Genomic DNA, 709 nt, shown 5'->3' with positions numbered 1-709 from the left:
ATGTGGATAGCGATGTCGCACTTCTGGGTCGAGCTCAACTTCAGTTAGCGCGTCGATGATCATTTGCTCTCGCTCAGATTCCGAGCCAATGCCGTGAATATCAAGGCCCTCAGCAATGATCTGGCCAATCGACATTCGGGGGCTTAGGCTTCCAAATGGGTCTTGAAAAACGATTTGAATTTCACGACGAAAAGGACGGAACTGGCTTTGGTTTAACTGGTCAATTCGTTTTCCGTTGAAGGTGATTGAACCCGTGCAATCGAGCAACTTTAGTATCGCCATTCCAGTCGTAGTTTTGCCGCTGCCACTTTCGCCAACAATACCTAGTGTTTCACCTTTTCTTAATGACAGGTCCATTTGCTTTACAGCCTGAAAGCTGCGTGTCGGTTTGCCGAAAACATTACGTCTAAGAATAAAATCAACACTTAGCTGTTCTGTTTGAAGAATCGTATCGGAATTCTCTTCGACGGGGTATGGAGAGCCGCTTGGTTCTGAGTTAATTAGCGTTTGCGTGTATTCTTCTGTAGGGGAGTTGAATATTGCTTCGGCATTGCCATGCTCTACAACGTGCCCATATCGCATAACGCATACGTGATCTGCATATTGTCTGACGACATTGAGATCATGCGAAATGAGAATGATGGCCATATCTAGTTTTGTCTGTAGATCAGCGATTAGCTCTAAAACCTGCTTTTGAACCGTTACATCT

1 protein-coding gene is annotated in these 709 nt (G+C 45.1%); it reads right to left on the bottom strand.

What is annotated here, in order from left to right; all coding sequences use genetic code 11:
• Positions 1–709: ATP-binding cassette domain-containing protein (locus A3738_RS25030; protein ID WP_156504488.1), on the bottom strand; the 709-nt coding region annotated here is incomplete at both ends.

The sequence above is a fragment of the Oleiphilus sp. HI0066 genome (assembly GCF_001635725.1).
Note: the sequence above shows the minus strand (reverse complement) of the source record. Positions and strands in the feature narration are given on the sequence as shown.